We start from the raw sequence: 17,916 nt of genomic DNA, 5'->3' as shown, positions 1-17,916 counted from the left end.
GCGGAAGTAAATATTTGATAGTGTCATATTTTTTTACAGTCAACTGAACATCAGTTAGTTGACCTAAGCAGATAGGCAGGCAACTTAATAATCTTTGGCAAAGCGGACGTTCACAAGATCGCTTTTTAGACTAATTTTATGATCACAAAAGCAACTTATGCTTATGTTCTAGAGCATCATCTATGTCTGCTGCAAGCTCTTACCGGACGGTGGAGTTTCATTTCTAAATGCTAATTTGCCTCATTACAGCTAAACCTATGGCTAATTTGTTCTTTTTCACATTTTGAAAGTAGAAAACCTTTAAATAACCTGAACACCAGTGGCTACATTTGGCCGTTTGTGACTTAAATCATTACCTGCTAGTCACAACTTGCCCTGTTAAAAAATGACAAGTTTATGAGTGTTCCACTTTGGCCCTGCTTGAATTAACCTTGTTTGCAGTGACATCATGGCTCTACACTACCACCATCTTCGATATCCCAACCGAAGTCATAGGTTAAAATATCTCTTGCCGCTTGTGAGCTAGGGGAATATTGGCTATCAACGTCAAATTCAACACCACCTTGCAAGTCTTGCAAACTCCAACTATTAAGTAATTTATCGTAGTTGGTTATTGAAAAATTGATTGGTGAGAATTCGCTGCCGGTTAAGATATTCTCCATATCAATAACAAAGCTGACATCCCATGCACTAAGATCTTGGTTAAAGGCAGTAGCATACCGAAACATCGAACTCATATCCGTAACAGAGCTGACATCCCAAGCGTTGAGCGCCTGATTAAAAGAATCTGCAGAAGAAAACATCGAACTCATATCCGTAACAGAGCTGACATCCCAAGCATTGAGCTCCTGATTAAAAGAATGTGCGGCCCAAAACATGAAACTCATATCCTTAACAGAACTGACATCCCAAGCGTTGAGCTCCTGATTAAAAGAAACTGCGGTTATGAACATAAACGTCATTGTTGTAACAGCGCTAACATCCCACTCATTGAGGTCTTGATTAAAAGCCCAAGCGCTGTCGAACATACTACTCATATCAGTAACAGAGCTAACATCCCAAGTGTTGAGTTCTTGATTAAAAGACTTAGCCCAATGGAACATACCACTCATATCAGTAACAGAGCTAACATCCCAAGCGTTGAGCCCCTGATTAAAAGAAGCTGCGCTAGAAAACATCCAATTCATATCTGTAACAGAGCTAACATCCCAATGATTAATATTTTGGTTAAAGTTAGTCGCGTGCCAAAACATGCTTGACAGATTGGTCACCTGATCGAGTATCGGCGCATCTTCTGCATTGACCACTAAGTTGGTACAATAATAAAAAGACTTATACATTGATAACCACTCAATGTCGCCCCATTGCTCAACACTGAGTATTTTATTATTGTCATAGTTAGCCGAATGAAAATATATTTGCGGAAAATCACCGGTAATTTTTACGGTGTAAGTGCCAATTTCATCATAACTATGGTTGGCATCACCTGTTTCTTCGGTACTAATGCCATCACCCCAATCTACACGGTAGTTATAACTACCGCTGTGGGTGTAGCTGTCAGTGCTAATCATAATGCTATAGTCATCAGTAAGACCTTCGTTGTCTGTTTTCCAGGTGCTAATAAACGGGCGAAGGTTGACTACCTCAATTGTACGAATAACTGTGGTTACATTGCCAGCAAGGTCGGTGGCACTATAGGTTAATTGGTATTGGCCAAGGGTATTATGGTCAAGCTCTCCTGTCGGCTCACCAACAATAACGTCGCCATCAACATAATCAAAGGCGGTGGCGCCCAATTCATTATAGGTAAAGTATTGCGCTAGGGTGATGTTGTTACCGCCATTTAAGGTAATAACCGGGCCCGCCAAATCAGCAACGTTCACCGTGCGTATTAAACTGTTTTCATTGCCTGCATCGTCAGTAGCGCTATAGGTCAAGGTATATGTGCCGATGACATTGCTATCTACTGCACCTGTCAGGGTAACGGTAATGTCACCATCAATATTGTCTATTGCCGTGGCACCTAAATCATTGTAAGTATGACCAGCATTATGACTGATGGTATTCTCACCCTTTAAGGTGATTTTGGGCGCTGTAGTATCAGCGTTATCTGGGGTGTTTTGACCACCACCGCCACAGGCAGACAAGACACTAACCGTTAATAACAGTGCGGCAGTATGTGATGATTTTTTAATGCTGATTGATTTTATATTCGCCGCTATTGGTTGAATACAGTTGGCAAACCCTGAAAACCCCAAAGCCTTGGTTAGCAATGAGAGTTTAATGCCTGCTTGTTTTATAAATTTCTTTTTAGCATAGCGGATAATAGCTAAAGTAAAATCGACCAGTTTCATAATGAAATGTGTCCTTGTTCTTTAATGCGGTTTATGTGCAGCCAGTGTGCACTTGAACATGGTAAAAACCAGCGAAAAAACTAACATATTTGCCGTGTTTTATCAAAGTGAATTACCGAAAATTGGTCGGATTATCAACATCAAACGGTGTTGATTGGGTGGTGAGTATTGTTTATGTTGATTGTAGTTATTATACATAATAATAAATGACAGACATCCACTCAAATTATTCTAAATGATTTAACCCCAAATGTTTGTTCATGGCACTTTGAATCTACACCAAACCAATTAAGTGAACGACCGCTTTGGTGGCTTAGTTCACATTAATGCTCTTTGCTGAGCAGTGTAATTTATACGAGGTCTTCTTTTCATAACTACGCTCCTTTGTATTAAGGATAGCGTTGCATTCACCAATTGAACTCAAGGGTAGTTCCTGACTTAATCAATTGGATTTTTAATTTTAAACATCTCCAAGTGCGAGACATAATATAAGACACCTCAGATCATGATATTTACATTAATTTTTACCTTTTTATAAATAAAATAAATTCACCCTTGTCTCAGGTTAACCTGTTGATATGAATGAATATTAGTTTATTTTTTATGGTGTTTTTAATAGGTGGTGTGTGTATAAAAACGTGTATAAAGGATTTTTACAAATTTGAATTTATCTTTGTAAACAACTAGTTATAAGAAAACGAATACTTCGTGCCAAAGGATCGATGGTTGTTCAGATATATTCATTAGCGTCGCTCTTATCTTTTTATTTCTTTTAATCAAGGTGTCTAATTTTATCGTTACTTGTTTTTCGCACTTAGGAACAATGACCCTTCAATATTTTTACCATGATAAACCATCTCGCATTGCATTGGCACGTTATCCTTATATTTCATTGAAACGAGCGAGTGATAATTACGAAAATTCATCAATGGTGTTTCAAGCCTGAGGTTCAAACAAAATGCTATAAAAGCCAATCAAACTCTCCTACAAATGGCATGTTTCAATAGTGTCAGTGTAATTGGATTTTGAATTTTTCTAACCTGTCACTTGTTGGATAAATTGACTTAAAGATGAGGGAAATACCCCAAAACCTATGACTAAAAATAATATAAGTAGATTAAGTGAAAGGCTACTGCCATCGGATTTTATATCGCTAAACTTTAATTCATCCACTGGTGTTTTTAACATCGCCATAATGACTCTTAAATAATAGAATAAACCAATAATACTGCTGATCACTAACGCAGTTAATACCAGCCATAATTGCTGACTGACGGCTGCCATAACTAAGTAGAATTTGGCCATAAAGCCTAAGGTTAATGGAATACCCGCTAATGAAAGCATTAACAGCATTAGCGTGATGGCAATAACAGGTTTGTGCCAGAATAAACCACTTAAATCATCGAGTGTTTTTATTTTTGGCAATTGCATGAAGACAGAAAACACACCGACCAGGGTAAATAAATAGGCCACTAAATAAAAAAATAGGGTTTGTTCGTTAAAGCTTTGACTTGAAAATGAAATGGCATGGTTATTTATTAATAACAACACTATTAATAAATAACCAAAATGGGCGATAGAAGAGTAGGCAATTAAACGTAATAATTTTTTTTGTAATAAGCCCAAAAAATTACCGATAAACATAGATGTAATCGCTACGATAGATATGATATCTATAATAATTTGATATTGTTGCCAATGCCCTAAAGTGACTAATCGCCATAATATAATGAACACAGCTAACTTTGATAAAGTGGCTAACATAGCCGCAGTCACCAGCGGTGCACCTTCAAATAGGTCAGCAATCCATAAATGGCAAGGTACTAAAGAAAGCTTAAAAAATAGCCCGGTAAAAATAAAGATGATCGCAGTTATAATCGCCCATTGAGGTAAAATTTGACTCGAAGAATCTTGCAGTAATGCTGAAAAAGATAAAGAGCCAAATTGAAGATATAAAAGTGCTGCGCCCATTAAAATAAAGGCGGAAGCGATGGCTGATAAAATTAGATATTTAATACCTGCTTCTTGTGCTTTTTGATCATGGCCACAATAAGCAATCAAGCCAACAAACGACAGGCTCATTAATTCTAAGCCGAGAAAAAAGCTGGCAAAATGATTACTCGATACCATTATCAAACCACCCATGGTGGTTAATAAAAACAGTAAATAATATTCCTCATTTTGCTCATTTTGCTCGTTTATGGTTTTAAGCCAATGATAAAGTTGTGCCCAAATTATGATGACCACCATTAATAACAACAGCGAGACAAAGCTTGTTTCGGCATTAAAAACAAATAAAACATCGCTGCTAATAGATTGATTATTAATTAGATTATTAGAATGGGTTTGTAAATAGATTTGCATGATTAAGGCCGCCAATAAGCTGAGCCCTGAGGTGATATAGCTAAGGACATGGCTTCTTTTAAAGCAAAGCTGAATTAATATCAGTAAGGCAGCAAACATGACAATGAATGCGGGGTAATAATAAACATTCATAATGAAGCTCCAATATCGGCGGGTATAAAGCTAAGCTTCATTAAGGTAACGGGCACTAAATCAAAAAATGGCTGCGGGTGCAAACCTAAGTAAATGAGAATAAAACACATAGAGATGAGGGTGCACCATTCTTTGGTATTGGTGTCTGCTATTTTATTATCATGAGGAAGTTTTGTTTGGCCAAAAAAAGTTTTATAAATCAATAATAATGAATAGACCGCAGCTAATATTAAGCCTGATGCTGCTAATATTGTCAGTTTAGGGTAATGTTCGAAACTGCCCACTAATATCAAAAACTCTGCGACAAAGTTACCCAAACTTGGCATACCTAAAGAAGCAATACCAAAAAACAAGCCAAAAGCACTGAGTTTAGGTAAATTAATCCATAAACCGCCTAGCTCATTGAGATCTCGGGTATGGTATCTATGTTGTATCATGCCAACCAAAACGAATAATGCCGAGGTACTAATGCCATGGGCTAACATTTGCATAACAGCCCCTTGCAGCGCATAAATATTCAAAGCAAAGCAACCTAATAAGACAAAGCCCATGTGACTGACACTTGAATAGGCAACCAAACGTTTTAAGTCAGTTTGCACAAAGGCCATCATAGCGCCATAGATGATGCCAATTACACCAATAAACATCATAAAGGGAGCAAGTTGTATTGATGCATCAGGAAATAATGGCAGCACAAAACGAATAATGCCGTAACCACCGGTTTTTAATAATACTGCAGCGAGTATGACACTGGCGGCTGTGGGCGCTTGAGTATGGGCATCAGGTAACCAGGAGTGAAATGGTAAAGCCGGTAATTTTACTAAGAATGCGATGGTAAACCCCAATGCTACCCAAAAGGCTAAGTCACCGCTAATAGGGTTTTGTATTAAAATAATATAGTCAAAGCTTAATATGCCGGTTTGCTGGTAGTGAATACCTACTAATGCGCATAGGCTTATGAGCATTAATAGTCCACCTGCTTGAGTGAAGATAAAGAACTTAAATGCTGCATAGTGTCGGTGTTCATATCCCCAAATTGAGATCAAAAAGTACATAGGTACTAACATGACTTCCCAAAAGACAAAAAACAGAAATAGGTCAATCGCTAAGAATACCCCTAAGACACCGGCTAAAGTCCAAAGCAGGTTTAAATAAAACAAACCAGTACGTTTGGTAATTTCATGCCAAGCTGAAGATAGGGCGACTAATCCCATTAACAGTGTCAGCACAATTAATAGAAAACTAAGACCATCTAGCGCTAAATGAGCACGGATATTAAAAAGCGGGATCCAACTATAAGATTCATTGATAAGCCATTGTGATGTGCCTAAGGCACTGGTATCAAACGGCATACTATTAAGCAAGGGAATTAATGGCAACCAGCACATAAGTAAAGATATAACAGCTATTTTTTTTGGTAAATCTGCATTAAACCTTTCACTATACCAAGCAAGTAAACCACCCATTAATGGGATAGATATAAGTATAAATAAGCTCATAATATTAACTCCCCACTTATAAACCAGGCAAAAGCTAAAATGCAAAATATGATCAGGCTGGCGTTATAACTTCGTAATTGTCCATTTTGAAATTGGCTGAATGTTCTATGTAATGTACAGCTAGTTCTTTCTATTAATCGATAAAATGAATCAATCAAATCATCTTTGTTTAATTGGCATAAAGTGTTAAGAGGGAAAACAAAAATAGTTTGATAAATGTGGTCAAAAGCCCAACCACTTTTAAGTAACTGATGTATAGCTTGCAGAAAAGAAGAAACTATAGGTTTGCCAAAACGTTTTGTTTTGAACAGCCACCAAGCAAATGAAATCGCAATAAAGGGTAAAATAATAGGTAGCCAATGTTGTAAAGTGCTTAATCCTTCAGTGTTTAGTTGTGGCATTAACGCTTTTAATCCTTCTGGTTGTATGCCGCCAAATAATGACAATACTCCTAAAATAACCAGTGCTAAGCTCATCGACTTTGTTGGCATGGCATTAGGTGATAACTGTGTTTGACCTAAAAAGACAACAAAAAATAATCTGGCACTATAAAATGCGGTGATAAAGGCGCCTAATACTGCGGCCCACCATAATCCCGTATGACCGGAAGCAACGACTTGCGCTAAAATTAATTCTTTACTGACAAATCCTGAAGTGAAAGGTAGCGAGGCTAATGCTGCACAGCCAATGGCAAATGACATCGCCACAACAGGAAGTTTTTTAAGTAAGCCGCCCATTTTAAAAATATTATGTTCGTGATGTAGGCTATAAATAAGCGCGCCAGCGGATAAAAATAGTAGGGCTTTAAAAAACGCATGGGTCATTAAGTGAAAAACGGCACTTGCCCCCGCGCCAACACCTAAAGCTAAAAACATATAGCCTAATTGACTAATAGTTGAATAAGCCAATATGCGTTTTAAATCAGTTTGCACCATGGCGGCGCTGGCACCGAGCAATAAAGTAAAAGTGCCAATGAGGGCGACTAAATAAAGCACATCGGGAGCAAGTTGAAATAATTGACTATTACGTGCTATCAAATAAATACCTGCGGTAACCATAGTGGCGGCATGGATTAAGGCACTTACTGGTGTTGGGCCAGCCATCGCATCGGGTAACCAGTTTTGTAAAGGTAACTGCGCTGATTTACCAACAGCGCCACCTAATAATAATAAGCAACATATACTTGCCATAGTATTGTTATCATTGTTAAGTGACCAAACCGAGTGCGCTTTAATTTGAATTTCTTGTATGTCTAATGTGCCCAATTGGGTGAATAATAAAAACAAACCGATAGCCATGGCGGTATCGCCAATTCTTGTCATTAAAAATGCTTTATTGGCGGCTAAGTTATTGTTTCGATCTTGATACCAAAAGCCAATGAGTAAGTAGCTACATAAACCAACACCTTCCCAGCCTAAATAAAGCAGTAAAAGATTATCTGCGAGTACTAAAAACAGCATGGCAGAAACAAATAAATTCAAATAGGTGAAATAACGTTTAAAGTCATTTTCTTGGTACATAAAGCCTATTGAATACAAATGTATTAAAGCACCCACGCCCGATACAATGGTGATCATGACCAAAGATAAAGGGTCTAAATATAAACCAAAGCTTATCTTTAATTGGGCTATGTTAATCCAAGTACCTAAACTGGCTGTTAAGATAAAATCGCTTTGTTGCCAAAAGATAAAATTTAGAAATAAGCTGATAAAAGCAACACCGGCAACGGAGCCGACCGCTAAAATTGATACTCCTAATTTAGGTAAATTTGAAAACAATAAAATTAGGGCGCTAAATAACGGTAGCAGTGGAATAAGAGCTAATAAACTTGAATATTGCGTCATATTAATCCCTTAACTTATTAAGTTTATCTATATCTAAATGATGATGTTGACGGTACATATGGATGACTAAACTTAAACCAACGGCAATCTCAGATGCCGCTAATGTCAGTACTAACAGATACATTATTTGGCCATCACTATTTGCCATTGAAGCAGAGTGATAGCGACTGGCAGCAATAAATACGATTACCACCGCATTTAACATTAACTCTAAAGAAATCAAGATGAATAACAGGTTTCGTCTGGCTAATACGCCAAAAATTCCAATAGTAAATAAACTTAAACTGAGAAATAAAACCCAAGAAATAGGGATCATAAATTGTGCCCCTTTGTCTTTATCTCAATAGTCGCAGGGCTTTTACTGATATGGATGGCGGTGATCAATGCACTCAGCAGCATTAAAGCGCTGATGACAACGAGTAATGAATACGGGCCATATAATTGTACTCCTATTTGTTTCACTGTGATAAAGGCTGATGATGGCGCAGTTACCGTACTCTTTTCGGTATCTGCAGACGTAAAAAATAACATAAAAATCAATTCAAAAAAGAGCAGGCTAGATAAAAGTAAAGCGGTTATTGAGGTGGAAAAGTGAAATAAATGTCGTTCTTGCGCTAAAGACTTTTCGCCTTGATGCAACATCATGGTGACAAATATGAATAACACCATAACGGCACCCGCATAGACAATAATTTGCAAAGCTGCGGCAAATGAAGCGCCTAAAATAAAAAAGACTAAAGACACGGCTAACATAGTGATAACTAAATATAACAGGGCGTGCACCACATTATGCGCAGTGATAGTCAAAAGCGCACTGATTAAAATGATGGTAGCGGTAATAATGAAAATGGTGTCTAACATATTATCTAACATAACAAGTAAGCCTTTGATTTCAAGGTAGTAAACTTTTAATATTTATCGGTGGTGCTTCGTTATTCGCTTGCCCTTTGGCTTTTCCTTCAATGGCTTTACCACATACCTCGTAGAAGTTGTAATCACGATATTTTCCAGGTCCGTCAATTAATAAATGTTCTTTCTCGTATACTAGGTTTTGCCTATCGTATTCAGCCATTTCAAAATCGGGCGTTAGTTGTATGGCGTGTGTCGGGCAGGCTTCCTCACAAAATCCGCACATAATGCATCGGGAAAAATTGATCCTGAATGTTTTAGCTTGCCAGCGACCACCTTGAGTTTCATCTTTTTCAACTAAAATACAATCAACAGGGCAGGCAGCTGAACAAAGATTACAGGCGACACAGCGCTCATCGCCATTAGGATCTCGCGTTAACACGATACGACCTCTATACCTTGGCGATAAATAGGGCTTTTGCTCGGGATATTGCACCGTGTCTGGTTTAGTAAAAGTATGTTTGAGTACTTTTAATAAGGTTCTGATTTGGCTCATCATAAGAAATGCTCCTGTTAACCTAAAATACCTAACTTAACCGCACCTGTGACTAATAGGTTCAGTAAAGACAAAGGTAATAAAATATACCAAGCGAATACCATTAATTGATCGTATCTAGGCCTTGGTATTGCCGCGCGTAAAAGAATGAAAAACATAACAAAAAAACCAGTTTTTAATATAAACCATAATAAAGGCGGTAAGAATGGGCCTTGCCAGCCACCAAAATACAAAGTGGTGATTAAACTTGAAATTAAAATCACGCCTAAATATTCACCGATGAAAAACATGCCAAATTTCATACTAGAATATTCGGTATGAAAACCTGCGACGATTTCTGTTTCCGCTTCAGGTAAATCAAACGGCGCACGATGAATTTCTGCTATACCGGCAATGAAAAATAAAACAAAACCTAATGGCTGATAACAAATAAACCAAACATCAGCTTGTGCTGCAACGATGGCAGATAAACTAAAATCATCGGCTAAAACCACCACGCCCATTAACGCTAAGCCCATAAATACTTCATAGCTGATCATTTGAGCAGCGGTGCGCATAGCCCCTAACAGCGCATATTTACTATTCGATGAAAATCCCGCCAGCATAATGCTGTAAACAGATAATGAGCTGATGGCTAATAAAAATAATAAGGCATGATCAAATTGGGCAATTTGTATATTAGGCGCAAAGGGAATAATGGCAAAACCTAACAATGTCATGATCATGACTATCATAGGCGAGATGATAAATAGCACTTTATCAGCAAAAGGCGGCACCCAATCTTCCTTGGTAAAAATCTTTATCATATCGGCAACGACTTGCAGTAAACCAAAGGGACCGACACGATTTGGTCCTAATCTGTCTTGCCATAAAGCCAGCACTCTGCGTTCTAGCCAAATAGACCATGCGCCTAACAGGAGCAAGACGATTAAAATAATCAATGGCGTTAACCAGCTAGTCATTACATTCTCCCTCAAGGTTATTTAACGAAGGCTGGATATTTTTAGGCGCTTGCCAAAAAGATATAAATCTACGTGTTAACCATGTAGACCAAGCAGCTAATATGAAGAGCAAAACGATTAATATGATTAAGGGTGTTAACCAGCTATCCATTTACATCTCCATTAGTATTCCCAGCAGAGTAATTAGATGAAACCTGCTTGTTAGCTCCCAAGCGCATGAATTCAGTAAAGGGTACTAAAACAACTTTGTCTGCCAGAGTATTATTAATAAGGCAGGGCAAAGAAATATTATAATTATTAGAGGTTATAGTGAGGTTTTCACCAGATTTAATGGCTAAATCGTTTGCTTGCTTTTGATTAAGGGAAATTACCGGATCAGGTCTTAGTTGCTGAATGCTTGACGAATAATCGCTGAGTTCGTCATTACTATAAATATGATGATGAGGACAAATACTTATGTTAGTTAATGGCTGACTTGGTGAATCTATTTTAGAAGCAGGTACTTCAAACCTGTTTGTATTGATATGGTCAAATATTTTTAAGCTTAAGTTCAAGTCTAAGTTCAAGCCTATGTCTAAATCTGCTTTATCTTGAACGCTTGATTCATTTAAGGTGTTACTTAAGGTTTTATTCACCGCTTGATTTGAATTCCATTTAGGTGACCAGACACCCGTCACTGGCGTGGTTATTTTATGTTGGCTATTATTCAGTGTTTGTTGTCTAAAACCAGCAACCCCTTCCATGGAAAAGGTCAAATTGGATTTTTCATCACGTTTAGGCGCATATTCTTTAACATCGATATTGGCAAAAAAAGCCGTTCGAGCCGATGATCGCATTGGCTGGCTAGCGACGGAAAAGTCACTTTTATCCGCTGTGTAAAATTGCATTATTGGTTGCAAAAGAGGGCTGATATTTTGAATGTAGCGATAAAGGTTATGCTCATCATCAAGCGAGTTATGTTGTGCTAACCATTGCACTGGGGTTTGTCTCATTTCACTTGCGGGCATAACGGCATAAGCACGTTGTAATCTAGCTTCATTATTTAACCAGCTGCCATGTTGTTCAGCAAAAGAGGCGGCAGGTAATACCAAATCTGCCATTTTCACTGTATCGGTTAGGATTTGCTCAATAACAACAATATGCTTAATTTTATCTAAATAAGTGGTTAGTTTTTCATTTGAGCAATACCGGTATAAATCAGTTTCCATAATGATAAGTAATGTCGGTGGCTTAGATTTTATATTTTCTATTAAGCTATCAAGGTCATGAGCAATATCATCATCAGGCTGTACTAATAAAGACAGTCCTAAGGCATTAATAGCCGATGTTGCACAATAAAACCCTGCATTTTCTTTTTGATCTTTTAATAAAATACTGACTCTTAAACATGCTGATAACAAGGTAATATCAAAACTATGGGTGCCAGTGACAACGACGGGGTTATTTGCTGTAAGTAATTCATTGGCGATAGCTATGGCGATGTCAGAACTTTTTGTTTCAGACAAAAGTGTTGCAGAAAAATGTGTTTTAGCGTCTTCATTAGTCAGATAAGCTTCAATTTCTAAAAGTAGTTCAAGCTGTTTATTCGGGGCTAAGTTTAGGTTATGTTTTGCCACATCAGCTAATTTAGTTTCATGAGTATTGATAATAATAAGCGGTGATTTTTCATCTTGACTGATATTTCTTACGGCTTCATCTTGCCAATGTTTTATCCCCATTTTAGCCGCTTTAGCAATGCCGGCATTTTTAGTCATTTGCCTTATAGATAAGGCTAATCTAGGTGCTGTTTGTGTTACATCTTCGCCCACTAAAAGTACCGCATCACTTTGTTCTATGTCATTAAGAGAAACTAAAGAAAGCTGATTACTTTTATAGGTTTTAATTAATAACTGCAGTTGACTGAATTCGTCACTGGCTATACCAGCATAAAAATTATTGGCGCCAACTAACTTATGTAGAGCGGCATTATTTTCAATGGAGGAACGGGCAGAGCCAATACCTACGACTTGCGCATCAGCTTCATTGAGCCATTGGCTGAATTGACTATGTGCTTTTTTATCATCCAAAACATGGGTTTGTTGGCTTTGACTATTTTGTTGCTGAGCACGAGACCATACTTGGGTTAATTTACTTTCATGATTGACATGTTGATAAGCAAACCTGCCACGGTCACATAAAAAATGGCCATTTATTTCTTCATTATATCGATTGTTAATCTTGCGTATAATACCGCCACGTTCAGTGACATAAGTATTACAACCAACACTGCAATGGCTACAAATTGACGGCGATGATTGCAGATCCCATTTGCGAATGTAGTGCTGGCTAAACGGTTTATCGGTAAATACGCCGGTAGGGCATACTTCAGCTAAATTGCCACTAAATTCATTCTCTAAAATGCCTGGTTCAGCACGACCAAAATAAATGTTGTTTTTTGAAGAGAAAACATTTAAATCATTACCGCCACAATAATCACGATAAAATCGCACGCAGCGATAACAACCGATGCAGCGATTCATTTCATGATTTAATAAAGGCCCTAAGTATTGATTGTTATGAGTACGTTTTGTGCCAGGATAACGGCGTTTTATATGGCCACTGAGCAAAGTCATATCTTGTAAGTGACAGTCGCCGCCTTCTTCACATACCGGACAATCATGAGGATGATTTGTCATAATGGCTTCTATATTTGTCGCTCGAAAGGTTTCGGCTTTTTCATTGTTAAATGATAATCGCATGCCCTCAGATACAGGCGTCATGCAAGACATGACTAATCGACCCCTGGTATCGTCTTCATTTTGATATTGCATTACCGCACATTGACGACAAGCACCGACAGATCCCATCGCGGGGTGCCAACAAAAGTAGGGTATATCCAACTTTAAACTTAAACATGCTTGCAGCAAGTTAATATCATCAGCTACTTGATAGGGTAAGTCCTCAATAAAAATAGTGACCATGTTAGTCATGAGCTGCCTCCGAATGGTCTTGAGCGCAATAAGGGCATGACTTCTGTTCTATATGTTGTTCAAAATCATCTCTGAAATAATTGAGGGCACTTTGTAAGGGTTCAACTGCACCGGGTGCAAGTGCACAAAAAGTATTACCGGGGGCGGCAAATTTACATAAATCTTCAAGCTGTTCAATGTCAGTTAACTCGCCTTTACCTTGTTCTATTTTCTCAAGTAATACCGCAGCCCAAGGCAAACCATCCCTGCATGGTGTACACCAGCCACATGATTCTTGAGCGAAAAATTTAACTAAATTTAACACCATAGCCACAGGGCAGTATTTATCATCTAAAACAATAATTGTGCCTGTGCCCATACGACTTCTTTGTTTACCTATTTCGTCATAATCCATCGGGGTATCGAAGTGTTTTTCTAGTAAAAAATCGGTTGAGCCTCCGCCAGGTAAATATCCTTTTAATTTATAACCATCAGACATACCGCCGGCGTAATTCTCAATGATTTCACCAATAGGCGTGCCCATAGGCAACTCCCATAAACCGGGGTTTTTAACCCGACCACTGACACCAAATATTTTTGTCCCGGAATCTTTAAAGCGTCCCAAAGATTTAAACCAATCGGCACCAAAATTTATAATATGAGGTAAATTACAAAAAGTTTCGACATTGTTCACTATGGTAGGTTTACCCCATAAGCCAGCCACTTGTGGAAAGGGCGGTTTTGCTCTGGGGGTTGCTCGTTTTCCTTCAAGGGAATTGATTAAAGCGGTTTCTTCGCCGCAAATATAGCGTCCTGCACTGGTATGGATATGTATTTCAAAATTAAAGCCACTGCCAAGAATATCTTTGCCTAATAGGTTATTGTCGTAACATTCTTTCAGGGCGATTTCTATATGTTGGATAGCGGTATAATAATCACCTCGAATAAAAATATAGCCTATGTCGGCATCTAAGGTATAACCCCCTATGAGCAAGCCTTCTATGATTTGATGTGGTGTTTTTTCTAATAATAATCTGTCTTTAAATGCGCCAGGTTCCATTTCATCGGCATTAACTATCATGTATTTTGGACGAGGTGCGTCATCACCTTGCGGCACAAAACTCCATTTTAATCCGGTAGGAAAACCCGCCCCTCCGCGGCCTCTGAGATTAGACGCTTTTATTTCATCGAGTACTGCAGTATGAGAGAGTGTTAAAGCGTGTTTTAAACCATCATATCCACCTAGATTTTGATACTGGCTTAACTGCCAGCAGTTATCATCATCGGTGATAAAACGTGTTAAAGGTTTTGTCGGCTTAGGGCTTTGCTCTCTACCTTGTTCTGTACTTTGCTCGATACTTTGTTCAGAGTTCATTTAGATGTTGCCTCTGTTAAGTTATTTAAAATCAAAGGCAAACTTTCTTCTTGTATTAGCTCAAATAGTATTTGGTTGGCTATCATTACTGGTGCTTTATCACATGCACCTAAGCAAGGCAGGGGTATCAGGGTAAATTGATTATCCTCTGTAGTTTGGCCATTAGTTATTTTTAGCTGTTTGTTAATGCACAGTCTGATTTTCTGTCCACCCATAAGATCGCAACTAATGCCATCACATGGGTGCAATACCACTTTACCGACGGGCTGGCGAAAAATAAGGTTATAAAACGTGGCAACGGAATCTAGATCCCCTAGGGGTAAATTTAAATAAAGAGATAAAGCTAACAGGCTGGTATCGCTGACCCAGCCTCGGTGGCTTTGTATTATTTTCAAGGCATCAATACTCGCCCCAGAGGTATAGGGTGTTTCAAGTAACAATTTATCAATTTGGGCTTTTTCAACATCACTGAGTTCAACTGTTTGATTAGTTGGAATCTCGTTATGTAATGTCATAGAGCATCTCCTCGTTTATTTTTACTTGCATACTTTTTATATCATCAAGATTTACTTCATTAACTTTGTACTTACCTACAAAGTTCACATATCAATATCATCTATCAACATCAGCCATAACAAAATCTATACTGGCGATAATGACGATTAAATCGGCAAGCATTAAACCTTTCGATATTTCAGGAATCATTTGTAAATGTGGAAAAGAAGGGGTTCTGATGCGTGTACGATAACTTGAGCTGGTGCCATCACTGATGATGCTATAACTGTTGATGCCTTTAGTGGCTTCAACGGCAAAAGATGACTCGCCATTTGGCATTACAGCTCCCCAACTGGTATTTAAAAAGTGTTGTATTTGTGTTTCGATATCATTTTTACTGAGGTTATTCATCGGTGGCGTTGTGCAAGGATGTTCTGCTTTATATGGCCCTTGTGGCATATGTTTAATGCATTGCTCAATAATACGGATACTCTGGCGCATTTCCTCTACCCTAAGTTTACAGCGAGAATAGGCATCGCCTTGATCATCTAGTGGTACGGTAAAGTCGTAGTTTTCATAACCGCTATAAGGTGATTGTTTTCTTAAGTCATAATCACAGCCAGTCGCGCGTAAACCTGCACCCGTAACGCCCCAATCAATGGCTTGTTGCGTGGTATATTTACCTATGCCGATACTGCGTCTTTTAATAATACTATTTTGCATTACCATGACTTCGTATTCATCTAATCGTTTAGGAAAATAATCAGTGAATTCAAGCATCATTTTATCCCAACCTTGGGGTAAATCTTGGGCTAAACCGCCGATACGAAACCAGCTAGGGTGCATTCTTGCCCCCGTGATAGCCTCAATAATGGCAAATAATTTTTCTCTATCGATGAATAAATAAAATATAGGTGACAACTGACCAATATCTTGGGCAAAGGTACCAAAAAATAGCATATGACTTAATATTCGAAAACATTCCGACAACATGACGCGAATGCACTTAACCCGTTCAGAGACTTCAATACCGGCTAATTTTTCAATCGCTAAAATATAAGGGAAGTTATTCATTACTCCACCTAAATAGTCGATGCGATCTGTGTAGGGAATAAAACCATGCCAGGTTTGACGCTCTGCTATTTTTTCAGCGCCTCTATGATGGAAGCCAATATCGGGTACTGCATCGATAACACGTTCACCATCAAGTTGTAATGCGATGCGAAATACACCATGAACACTCGGATGGTTTGGTCCTAAATTAAGGAACATGTAGTCGTTATCATCGTTACTTTTTTTCATGCCCCATTGCTCAGGAATAAATTTTAATGCTTGTTGTTCCTTTTGTAGTTTTTGTTCATCTAAAGTAAAGGGGTCATTTTCTGTCGCTCGACAAGGAAACTCTTTACGCAATGGATGACCTTTAAAGGTAGGGGGTAATAAAATACGGGTTAACAGTGGGTGATCGATGAAGGTTATACCAAACAGATCCCATGCTTCTCTTTCATACCAATTGGCATTTTTGAATAAGTGCGTGCTGGTGGGAATGTGCAGTTGGGTTTCATCTAAGGCAACTTTAAATCTAATATGTTTATTTCTTTTAATTGATAATAGTTGATAAACAATAGTGAAATCTAAAGCGGGGTATAGATTTTTATCTAAACGCAGCCTTTCATCAACAGCATATAAATCGTAAAGCATATCAAAGGGTTCAGTGATGGTTTTCATAAAGGATAATATAGAAATTATCATTTTACTGGAAACCCATAAGGTCACTATGTCGTCACAGGTACTTTGAGCTGAAAAATTCTCTTTATTGAATTGATTAAACAGTTCAGGAATTTGTGCTAGTAGCTCATCGTTTATCTTATTATTACGCTCTGATGTCATAAACTAGACTCCATCGGGCGTTCGAAGTGTCGTTACGGCCATACGAGAATCGTTTTTTTCATCTCTCATATTACGAGCTGCAAAATTTTCTATTTCTTCTGGTGTAATAATGCGATTCAGCGGTCTTTGCTGTTTGGTGTAACCATCTTTGATGGCCTGTTGTAGTAATGTTAAACCATACATTAAGGCTTCAGGGCGAGGAGGGCAGCCTGGTACATAAACATCAACAGGCAGAAATCGATCTGCGCCTTGCACAACACTATAAACATCATACATGCCGCCAGAATTGGCACATGAACCCATGCAAATAACCCATTTAGGCTCAAGCATTTGCTCATAAAGGTATTGTATAACGGGCGCCATTTTTAAAAATACTGTACCTGATATGACAATTAAATCAGCTTCTCTTGGTGTTGCACGTATTACCTCGGAGCCAAAACGGGCGATATCATGACGACTGGTAAAAGAGGTGGCCATTTCAACGTAGCAGCAAGATAAACCAAAATTATATGGCCACAGAGAGTTACCTCGGCCCCAAGCCACTAGGTCATCAAGCTTGGCTAAAAGTAGGTTTTTCTCAGTAATTTCTTCAATGCCGGCAACTTGAGTATCAATTACTTGTTCTGGTTTCGTTAATTTCCAGCGCAT

General features: G+C 38.2%; 13 protein-coding genes. All 13 read right to left on the bottom strand.

The features are described 5' to 3' along the window. Positions 1-446: 446 nt before the first annotated feature. Positions 447-2,354: a BspA family leucine-rich repeat surface protein gene (locus HRT55_RS11980; RefSeq protein WP_291621533.1), complete on the bottom strand. Its 1,908-nt coding sequence runs from the start codon at positions 2,352-2,354 to the stop codon at positions 447-449. A 1,035-nt stretch (positions 2,355-3,389) separates the two neighbouring features. Continuing rightward, positions 3,390-4,850, bottom strand: coding sequence for an NADH-quinone oxidoreductase subunit N (locus HRT55_RS11975; protein WP_291621531.1), 1,461 nt, complete (start codon positions 4,848-4,850; stop codon positions 3,390-3,392). Continuing rightward, a complete protein-coding gene (locus HRT55_RS11970; RefSeq protein WP_291621529.1) occupies positions 4,847-6,349 on the bottom strand; it encodes a NuoM family protein in 1,503 nt (500 codons plus the stop codon). The genes HRT55_RS11975 and HRT55_RS11970 overlap by 4 nt, the downstream gene beginning before the upstream one ends. Next, positions 6,346-8,193, bottom strand: a complete 1,848-nt coding sequence (gene nuoL / locus HRT55_RS11965; protein WP_291621527.1) for an NADH-quinone oxidoreductase subunit L — start codon at positions 8,191-8,193, stop codon at positions 6,346-6,348. The genes HRT55_RS11970 and nuoL overlap by 4 nt, the downstream gene beginning before the upstream one ends. A 1-nt stretch (position 8,194) precedes the next feature. After that, entirely contained in the window at positions 8,195-8,509 is a 315-nt protein-coding gene (nuoK, locus tag HRT55_RS11960; RefSeq protein ID WP_291621525.1) for an NADH-quinone oxidoreductase subunit NuoK, read from the bottom strand. Continuing rightward, a complete protein-coding gene (locus HRT55_RS11955) occupies positions 8,506-9,066 on the bottom strand; it encodes an NADH-quinone oxidoreductase subunit J (RefSeq protein ID WP_291621523.1) in 561 nt (186 codons plus the stop codon). The genes nuoK and HRT55_RS11955 overlap by 4 nt, the downstream gene beginning before the upstream one ends. A 19-nt stretch (positions 9,067-9,085) precedes the next feature. Continuing rightward, positions 9,086-9,601, bottom strand: coding sequence for an NADH-quinone oxidoreductase subunit NuoI (gene nuoI, locus HRT55_RS11950; RefSeq protein WP_291621521.1), 516 nt, complete (start codon positions 9,599-9,601; stop codon positions 9,086-9,088). Positions 9,602-9,615: 14 nt separating this feature from the next. Next, entirely contained in the window at positions 9,616-10,560 is a 945-nt protein-coding gene (nuoH, locus tag HRT55_RS11945; protein ID WP_291621519.1) for an NADH-quinone oxidoreductase subunit NuoH, read from the bottom strand. A gap of 143 nt (positions 10,561-10,703) precedes the next feature. Then, positions 10,704-13,529, bottom strand: a complete 2,826-nt coding sequence (gene nuoG / locus HRT55_RS11940; RefSeq protein WP_291621517.1) for an NADH-quinone oxidoreductase subunit NuoG — start codon at positions 13,527-13,529, stop codon at positions 10,704-10,706. After that, positions 13,522-14,883 carry an NADH-quinone oxidoreductase subunit NuoF gene (gene nuoF / locus HRT55_RS11935; protein WP_291621515.1) on the bottom strand — a complete coding sequence of 454 codons (1,362 nt, stop codon included), beginning with the start codon at positions 14,881-14,883 and terminating at the stop codon, positions 13,522-13,524. Before nuoF ends, nuoG begins: the two co-directional genes overlap by 8 nt. Next, entirely contained in the window at positions 14,880-15,398 is a 519-nt protein-coding gene (gene nuoE / locus HRT55_RS11930; protein ID WP_291621513.1) for an NADH-quinone oxidoreductase subunit NuoE, read from the bottom strand. The genes nuoF and nuoE overlap by 4 nt, the downstream gene beginning before the upstream one ends. 97 nt (positions 15,399-15,495) lie before the next feature. Then, positions 15,496-17,268, bottom strand: a complete 1,773-nt coding sequence (gene nuoC / locus HRT55_RS11925) for an NADH-quinone oxidoreductase subunit C/D (protein WP_291621511.1) — start codon at positions 17,266-17,268, stop codon at positions 15,496-15,498. A gap of 3 nt (positions 17,269-17,271) precedes the next feature. After that, a complete protein-coding gene (locus HRT55_RS11920; RefSeq protein ID WP_291621509.1) occupies positions 17,272-17,916 on the bottom strand; it encodes an NADH-quinone oxidoreductase subunit B family protein in 645 nt (214 codons plus the stop codon).

Origin of the sequence: Colwellia sp. (genome assembly GCF_013214175.1) — a bacterium.
Classification (GTDB): domain Bacteria; phylum Pseudomonadota; class Gammaproteobacteria; order Enterobacterales; family Alteromonadaceae; genus Colwellia.
The sequence above is the reverse complement of the archived record's forward strand: the minus strand, read 5'-3'. Positions and strand labels throughout refer to the sequence as shown.

Coding starts and splice junctions, on each gene's coding strand:
- nuoF (WP_291621515.1), bottom strand. CDS start 14,883: ATGAACTCTGAACAAAGTATCGAGCAAAGTACAGAACAAGGTAGAGAG.
- HRT55_RS11980 (WP_291621533.1), bottom strand. CDS start 2,354: ATGAAACTGGTCGATTTTACTTTAGCTATTATCCGCTATGCTAAAAAG.
- nuoE (WP_291621513.1), bottom strand. CDS start 15,398: ATGACATTACATAACGAGATTCCAACTAATCAAACAGTTGAACTCAGT.
- nuoG (WP_291621517.1), bottom strand. CDS start 13,529: ATGACTAACATGGTCACTATTTTTATTGAGGACTTACCCTATCAAGTA.
- nuoI (WP_291621521.1), bottom strand. CDS start 9,601: ATGATGAGCCAAATCAGAACCTTATTAAAAGTACTCAAACATACTTTT.
- nuoC (WP_291621511.1), bottom strand. CDS start 17,268: ATGACATCAGAGCGTAATAATAAGATAAACGATGAGCTACTAGCACAA.
- HRT55_RS11920 (WP_291621509.1), bottom strand. CDS start 17,916: ATGCGCTGGAAATTAACGAAACCAGAACAAGTAATTGATACTCAAGTT.
- nuoH (WP_291621519.1), bottom strand. CDS start 10,560: ATGACTAGCTGGTTAACGCCATTGATTATTTTAATCGTCTTGCTCCTG.
- nuoK (WP_291621525.1), bottom strand. CDS start 8,509: ATGATCCCTATTTCTTGGGTTTTATTTCTCAGTTTAAGTTTATTTACT.
- nuoL (WP_291621527.1), bottom strand. CDS start 8,193: ATGACGCAATATTCAAGTTTATTAGCTCTTATTCCACTGCTACCGTTA.
- HRT55_RS11970 (WP_291621529.1), bottom strand. CDS start 6,349: ATGAGCTTATTTATACTTATATCTATCCCATTAATGGGTGGTTTACTT.
- HRT55_RS11975 (WP_291621531.1), bottom strand. CDS start 4,850: ATGAATGTTTATTATTACCCCGCATTCATTGTCATGTTTGCTGCCTTA.
- HRT55_RS11955 (WP_291621523.1), bottom strand. CDS start 9,066: ATGTTAGATAATATGTTAGACACCATTTTCATTATTACCGCTACCATC.